Annotated in this window: 4 protein-coding genes and 3 pseudogenes; 3 read left to right on the top strand and 4 right to left on the bottom strand. The window is 54.4% G+C overall.

Going from position 1 to position 7395, the window contains the following annotated elements:
* Window positions 1-333 (bottom strand): annotated as a pseudogene (locus HDG39_RS34770) (hypothetical protein); the annotation flags it as partial.
* A 1065-nt stretch (window positions 334-1398) separates the two neighbouring features.
* Between HDG39_RS34770 and HDG39_RS34100 the strand changes: the two are divergent.
* The 3 genes and pseudogenes from HDG39_RS34100 to HDG39_RS35535 form a co-directional block, all read left to right on the top strand.
* Window positions 1399-1995: pseudogene (locus tag HDG39_RS34100) on the top strand (sugar transferase); the annotation flags it as partial.
* Between the two features lie 107 nt (window positions 1996-2102).
* A complete protein-coding gene (locus tag HDG39_RS34095; protein WP_184012633.1) occupies window positions 2103-3227 on the top strand; it encodes a glycosyltransferase in 1125 nt (374 codons plus the stop codon).
* A 54-nt stretch (window positions 3228-3281) separates the two neighbouring features.
* Window positions 3282-3546 (top strand): annotated as a pseudogene (locus HDG39_RS35535) (IS5/IS1182 family transposase); the annotation flags it as partial.
* Window positions 3547-3763: 217 nt separating this feature from the next.
* On the opposite strand, the gene HDG39_RS34090 reads toward HDG39_RS35535, so the two are convergent.
* The 3 genes from HDG39_RS34090 to HDG39_RS34080 form a co-directional block, all read right to left on the bottom strand.
* Complete coding sequence (locus tag HDG39_RS34090) at window positions 3764-4684, bottom strand: glycosyltransferase family protein (RefSeq protein ID WP_184012631.1); 921 nt, start codon at window positions 4682-4684, stop codon at window positions 3764-3766.
* A 96-nt stretch (window positions 4685-4780) separates the two neighbouring features.
* Window positions 4781-5722 (bottom strand): glycosyltransferase, encoded by a 942-nt coding sequence (locus HDG39_RS34085; protein WP_184012629.1) that lies wholly within the window; start codon window positions 5720-5722, stop codon window positions 4781-4783.
* Between the two features lie 314 nt (window positions 5723-6036).
* Window positions 6037-6948 (bottom strand): polysaccharide deacetylase family protein, encoded by a 912-nt coding sequence (locus HDG39_RS34080; RefSeq protein ID WP_184012627.1) that lies wholly within the window; start codon window positions 6946-6948, stop codon window positions 6037-6039.
* Window positions 6949-7395 lie beyond the last annotated feature (447 nt).

The following is a 7395-nucleotide window of genomic DNA, read 5'->3' as shown; positions in this document are numbered from 1 at the left end:
CGTCTGATCCGCACTCCAGAGATTGCAGTTCACGTCCATTGCGAAACGGTCGTTTCCGCTTCCGGTGGGCGGCGGCTGCAGCGCCGCGAGTTGCTGAGCAGTGGCGGTAGTCGCGTTCGTTGTCTTGGCGCGACCGTTCTTCGCGAAGGCCGACATCGGCTGCCCACACAAAAGTGTTAAGACGGCGAACAAAAATAAAAGTGTGAGTTTCATTTCGCAACTATAAATTCTGTCGCCTGGAATTGGTCCGAAAACGGCAAAGTTAAGTGTGCCGATGAACATCAATTGTTGAAGCGACCGCATTGACGGCACGGATATGTCGAACACGCACATCGAAAACTGGGTCGACGTCAGAGTCCCGCACTGACACAACACTTCCGAACAGAGCGACTCAATCTTCCGAAGGATGCGCCCCCTTGTTCGCTGGTTGTTTCGGCAATGGTCATGGCATCACGCGGTTATCGACCGATGGGCGACTGCTGAGTGGCAGTGTTTGACTGTGAGACTGTTACGCGCATTTTCGCCATGCGCTCAGAGACGGCATCAGTTCCAGCTGAAGTTTGTTGTGTGACGCAATGCCTCACTATCAGATTTCCGGCGCCGGTTTCGCCACGCTTGTCGGCTTATCACGAAGTCTTCGCGTCGAACTCTGCAATGAGCGAATTGTCCGACCATGTACGGGAACGCACATCGATTCGTAGTGTCGAGCCGGGATACTTGCGACTTCGATGTACAGCGCGAGTCATCGCATAGACCTTGGCGCGGTCAGTCATTACACAAGTTGTTCCTTCATCAAATTTTCTTTTTTCCTTCATTGAACGCGCAAATAAGATTTATGTAGAGATGAAAAAAGGTTTTCTCTCTAGACAAATTCGAAATCGTGAACTTTGGAAAGAGCGGTTAAACGTCTGACAAAGGTATGCGTCTGATCTGATCGCTTGGTCAATGATATTTACCAGTGGTATCTGGAGATCAGACCGATCAAGGACGAAGTCATGATTCGAATTCTGCGTATCTGATTGGCAGAAGAGCAGTCGGTGCGCCTGATGAAGGCGACGTGTCGCGATCGAACTGTACGATGGCGCCTTTATGCGCTATTACTAACATTCGCTCCTTGAGTGAGATGTTACGCTCGTCGTGAGTCCCCAGTGAATCAATGAAATTAGCGGCACTAAACGATTCACTTCCACACCAAAATCTGTTTTGCAAGCGCAGGGTGCCTACGCCGGCACCGTCCCCCACGAGTTCCCGAACTAAGGAGAAAGTATGTTCGAATCCAACGCCGCTGCGGATCCGAAACTGAAAGAGGCGTGCCTTGAGGCGAATTCAAAACAGGTCGCCCTGGACGACTCGAATCCGCAAAGCGAGAACCTCTTCGGCGCAAGGTGGGACGACGCAGTGAAGAGAACGATGGACATTTGCGGGGCGTCGCTTCTACTCATCCTGCTCTTTCCAGTTCTCCTGATAATTGCGCTGGCAGTCATGAGCGATCACGGAAACGCCGTATATGGTCATCCGAGAATTGGCCGAGGAGGACGTACTTTCAAGTGCCTGAAGTTCCGCTCCATGGTCAAGAACTCGGATGAAGTTCTCGCCAAACTGCTCGCAACAGATCCGCAGGCTCGTGCGGAATGGGACCGCGATTTCAAGCTTAAAAACGATATTCGCGTGACGCCGATTGGCCGCATTCTGCGCAAGACGAGCCTCGATGAGTTGCCGCAACTATGGAACGTGGTGCGTGGCGATATGAGCCTGGTGGGCCCCCGCCCTATCGTGCAGAAGGAGCTGGTGCGATATGGCCGCGATGTTCGTTACTACCTCGCGCTGAAGCCGGGAATGACAGGCTTATGGCAGGTCAGCGGCCGCAACGATGTGGACTATCCGACACGGGTTTCGCTCGACGTTAAATACGCAATGAACCGCTCGCTGACATTCGATATGTCGATCCTTCTGAGGACCGTCAAAGTGGTGTTCGCGAAAGATGGCGCCTACTGAGCCGGCTGAGGTCTTTTTCCCTGCCGTAGATTGCATGGTCGTCCCGATCGCCGTGACCGATAGGCGATGTGTTCCGCTATTGCTGCGCATTTCACGAGAAACACGTTATGAGAGTGGTCCACGTAATCGAATCGACTGCTACAGGAACGCTTGCAGTTGTGAGCACGCTTGCGACGCGCCTCGCCAAGGAAGGTCACGAGGTGTATGTGATCTACTCAGAGCGCGAGGAGACACCGAAGAATTTGCGCGCGATGTTTCACTCTGACGTCGTCCTGCAGCATCTGCAGATGAAAGGACCATCATTGGCACGCATCATGTCTGGGTTGCGCCAACAACTCATCGAATTGAACCCGGATATAGTCCATCTGCACTCTTCATTCGCAGGTTTCCTAGGACGAATGTCAACCTTGTTTGCGTTGCCGTCAACGGCGCTTCTTTATAGCCCGCATTGCATCTCTTTCGTACGGCGAGACATAGGGAGCTTGAAGCGATACTGTTTCGCCGCTTTGGAGCTGCTTGCGTGTGTGAAGAACTGCACATATGTTGGCTGCTCCGAAAGTGAATGCGCCGCTATCCGCCGCTATCTTCGGCGAGATGCAGTGCTGGTCGAGAACGCGATCGATCGGGCTGTCGGTGTCCAGGGCAACAATCGTTTGGAAAGCGCTGGAAAAGTCGGGTCGACGAAACGACGAAAAATCGTGACTGTCGGCGGCATTCGTGTGCAAAAGAATCCGCGACTGTTCGGGGAGATTGCACGCTCGTTTGATCGGGACGGCGTCGAGTTCGTATGGATCGGCGACGGCGACGCAGATCTCAGGAGGACGCTCGAGGACGCCGGCGTGCGTGTGACCGGTTGGCTTACTCGTGCTGACGTAATCGCGGCTGTGGCGCAGGCGGATATCTATTTGTCGACAGCTTCCTGGGAGGGAATGCCGATTTCTCTGATTGAAGCAATGACGCTCGGCACACCCGTTGTGGCGTCAGATTGTCCCGGCAATATAGACACCATTCGTCACAATGCGACCGGCGTTCTTTATCGGACGGCTGCGGAAGCGACTTCGTTGATCCGGAAGATGATAGCCGACGATAAATTTCGTGAAGGTCTATTGCGCCGCGCGCAGGAAGAAGCGCGCGACAGATTCAGTGAAGATCGCTTCTTCAACAACATCGCGCTGCTTTATTCGGCCCAGCTGAGAAGCATTCGTCAGGGCCGTTCGGTGCTGAGCGAGTGACGGCGTGAAACTGCGCGGCGGGGCGTAGCGCGATTTTCGGCGAAGAGGAGACACGGCTCCGGTATCAGTTGCTGGCGCAGACTGCGCGATTTGCAGCAAGCCCTCGTCTGGGACCAATTGCATGCAGTGCTCCTGGCGAAGTGAAGAGTAGCGGACAAAAGCCTCTTCACGCGCGTGACCATCAACTCTTCATCGATTCGCGCAGTCGGGACGGGCAAAGAACTGGCCCCGAACGTGCCGATGGGGCGCGGCAAGAATCGAAGCGCCACTCCGTAACAACGCTCACAGAACGCCGATCGCGACGAGACTGACTTGCGCCATCGAAACGTCGTTACCGAGCTGGTTGCGCTGATTGGATGAACCTGCCTCCAAGCGCGTCTCCTGCAGTCCGCGCATTTTTTTGAATCGATCAGGGGGTTCGAAAAAACAGCGTCCGTTTTTTTTCGTATCAGCGACGCAGCTTTCGTGGAGACGATTCGAGAATTCGCTCTTTCAGAAATGGTTTGCGCGTGTCATCGCGCAAATCATTTCAGTTTTCAGAGCCGAGCGAGATATCGCTCCACGCCCGAGGCGGCGATTATATCTGTCCACCGCAAATGCAGCAGCGTGGACGGGTCATTTTTCGGCACCATATCGCCGTGGAAATTGCAGATGCTGGAGAATACGTCTGGGCCCGTTACCTTACATTGAATTCCAAACTTGGCGGCGGCATTCAGATTCGAGGGCGAGTCATTGCAGATGATTCTTTTGCCGAGCGCGGCATATTCCAGAAGCTTGGTCGGCGTTTGCACGTCGTACGGACGCTTGTACGGGATGGTTGAAATAGCAATCTCGCAGTTGCGAACTACCGCGAGGGCATCGCGTTGCGCAAGACGTCCCGTGAACAGGATGCCGGGCGATCGCAGATATGCGTGGGAGATTTCCTTTTCAACAGGCCCAATCAGAACGAGGGTATCCGAGTCGCGCTTGGCGGTCAGGAAGTCCCTGATAAAGCCGACAAAGCCGCGTTCCCGCGTTATCTCGCCCAGATAACAGTACGTTCCCGACGGAAGCGTCTGGTTGCGGTCAGCGTCCGTCGTGAAAATCCAGTCTGGTACGCCCATCGGCAGGAAAACGGTATCTACACCGTCGCGGAAGCCCATGACTGCGCTCATTGAGTCGTTCTGAAAGATTCGTAGATCGGGCCGTGGTTGAAACGTTTTCTTGATGCTGTCCTTTAGCGCACTGTTACGCCCGACCGACAGCGAGCGGTAATCGTGGATGACGTATTTTGCAGCAGGGATCCTGGGGTAAAAGCCCATGATGCACCAGAGAACGTACTCCTCCGGATTCTTGACTTTTTTGTAATCATCCAGTGTCCCTGACGCTACCTTACAGTCGTTTGTCACAAAATACCTGGTGTAGGCATCTATCTCAGGATAATTCGCCTTGCCGGGGTGAAGGATGAATATCTGCATGTCATTGCCACCGTTCAAGTGTCTCTTCGGCTGACTCAGCGCTACCAAGGGCAGTTCGGGTCGCCTTCGTTGAGATGTCGCACGTCAATGGATTGTTCAAGCGTCGGTTAGCTTGATATCCTTTGGCAGAAACGCCGCGACGTTGGATTGCTCTATCACCCGGTCCCAAATGAGGTCTGCGAAGTCCGTCCGGCGATTCGCTGTCGCACCGCGCGCGGCGTCTTCATCGATTCCGTCAAAGATGTTCGCCGTGGTGATCACACTATGGATGCCCATCTCTTCACAGCATCTGACATTCGACGGCGAGTCGTTGCACACGATTTTCTTGCCGAGCGCCGCATACTCGAGCAGCTTGGTCGGCGTTTGATAGCAGTGCGGCCGGTGATAGGGGAAATAGCACACCGCAACATCGGATTCGACCACGTGCTTCAGCGCCTCACGCTGCGGCAACGGCCCAGTGAAAATGATATTTTTTGCATTCGAAAATTTTTCGTAGATGCGCGGGTCCGGTTTTCCCACCAGGAGGAGGGAGACGTCGCGCTTCTGAAAGTTGTTTATAAATGCTTCCAGCACGCGATCGAAGCCCCGCTCGACGCTCATTTCGCCGATATAACAGAAATCAGCTTTCTTTTCGGTCTGGCCGCCATCCTGCACCTCGAAGATCCAGTTCGGCACGCCCATGGGCAGGATGACACTGGGTACGCCGTGGCCGAAACCCATGATCTCCTGTTGCCGTTTGTTCTGAAAGATCCGCAGATTCGGCTGGCAATTGAAATACCGCTTCGCGACGTCTTTCATCGCCGGCCAGCCGCCAACGGAGAGAGAGCGGTAGTCATGGATGACAAAGTCGGATTCAAACCGGTTCGGATAGAAACCCATGATTTCCCACAACACGAAATCTCGTTTGTTATCGAGCTCGCGGTAATCGCTGATTGTTCCGACCATCACATCCACGCCGCGCGCTTTAAAATAGTTTTGATAGGCAGTAATTTCCGGATAATTGGCGGTACCCGGAGACGTGATGAATATTTTACGCATGCCGCCTTCCTTTTTAACCGTGGAGATAAGGAACAATAAGGCCGTTAAGAATAGTGCACTGGCGGTCCGGGTGCGCCTTTAATTAACAGGTGCTCGAACGTTGACCGCTTGTTCTGCTCGAAGCCGAGATCGCAGGCGATAGTATTTTTATTAGCGAATACCTTATCGTGACGATTCGCTGTCCTGGGTTGGATGCCGCACGGTGCACAACGGTGTCGTACGCCGCTGCGCGAGCCGTCGCGTCGACGCTCGGTCGACATCTCCCGGCCTCGGCAGTTTCGCTCAGCGCGCTGTCGTCGGCGGCGCTGTGCTTTCTACGCCTGGTTCAATGCAGGTGGCCTGCTGAAGATGCGCTGAGCCAGGCGCTTGACGCGTCCCAGTCGCAGATAGCGCGGCAGCAACGTCAGGCCCGTGAGCTGCGCGGCGAACCACGACACGGAAGAGTCATCGTCAATGTCGAACGCCTTGAGTCGGAACGGGTCGCTTTCTTCATCGTTCCAGCCCACGTCGGTCGTGCGTGCGGTCTTGTAGCCGGCGGCCTTCAGCAGCTCGACTTCGCGCGGACCATAAATGCCATAGGGATACGCGAAATGCTCGCAAGGCCTACCGACGATCCGTTCTACTTCCGACTTGGATAGCGCAAGCTCTTCAAAGCATTCGTCATCGTCACAGCAGGTCAGTGTCGGGTGATAGCGTGTGTGAGACTGAAAGTCGACATAGGGGCGCATCTCTTCAATATGGGCGGCGCTGAGGCCACTAATCGTCGCCGATGGGTCTGGCAAGTCCTGACGAAAGCCTCGCGCGTCGAGTTCAGCCAGGCGCTCGTGGTTTTTCATGCGAATCAGCCGCTTCACACCTGCATCCTTCGCGACAGGATGTAGGAACCAGTGGGTACGATCATGCGCCACGACACTGCTGCAAACGTAAATGGTCGGGTACACGCCGTACTTGATGAATACGGGCAGCAGATTTGCATTGCCGATATGGCCGTCGTCAAACGTGACGGCCACGCGCGGACGACCACTACCTCGCGAATTTGCCTGCGACAACGGCACGAACTCGACTTTGTCTTTCAAGTACTCAAAATGAGCCTCGAGCGTGGCGGGCGACGGATCGTGATAGAGCAGAATCGCGGTGCGATCGCGCCAGAGCAAGGCTCGAATCGCCGCGGGAGTTCCACTGAAAAGCAGCGCGCGTGTGAATATCTCACGCATCAATTGTTTCATATGTATCCCAAGCTAACGGCGTTGAATGGGATTGTGCCGTCACGGCCACAAAAGCGATGTGCGTTAGCGTACAGAGGTGATGACAGCCTTCAGATAGTCTGGGATACTCGTTAGTGTGAAATATGCGCTAATTTTCCACAGAGGAATCTACTGCGGGGAAACAGTGGTTTCAGCGGAGAATTAGGCAGTCTTATCTTTGTACGGTAAGACGATTATCCTGAAGTTGGTGGCGCGCAAAGCAGAGGAATAGTTGCCAGATTGCGTTGCACACCGAACTGACGCGCGCAGCGCCAGCACCCAAAATGTTGCCGTTCCGTGACAAAAAACGAGATCTGGCAATGCCGCATCGCCTGCACATTAAATCCGGCTTCCACCCTTTTCGTGCACCCGCCCTGGGGTTTCGATGAAACAGAACTCTCTGCTTACGAATGCTGCTGTGCTCCGGAA

Source organism: Paraburkholderia lebeckiae, from assembly GCF_014201005.1.
Classification (GTDB): domain Bacteria; phylum Pseudomonadota; class Gammaproteobacteria; order Burkholderiales; family Burkholderiaceae; genus Paraburkholderia; species Paraburkholderia tuberum.
The sequence above is the reverse complement of the archived record's forward strand: the minus strand, read 5'-3'. Positions and strand labels throughout refer to the sequence as shown.

Coding starts and splice junctions, on each gene's coding strand:
- HDG39_RS34090 (WP_184012631.1), bottom strand. CDS start 4,684: ATGCAGATATTCATCCTTCACCCCGGCAAGGCGAATTATCCTGAGATA.
- HDG39_RS34080 (WP_184012627.1), bottom strand. CDS start 6,948: ATGAAACAATTGATGCGTGAGATATTCACACGCGCGCTGCTTTTCAGT.
- HDG39_RS34085 (WP_184012629.1), bottom strand. CDS start 5,722: ATGCGTAAAATATTCATCACGTCTCCGGGTACCGCCAATTATCCGGAA.
- HDG39_RS34095 (WP_184012633.1), top strand. CDS start 2,103: ATGAGAGTGGTCCACGTAATCGAATCGACTGCTACAGGAACGCTTGCA.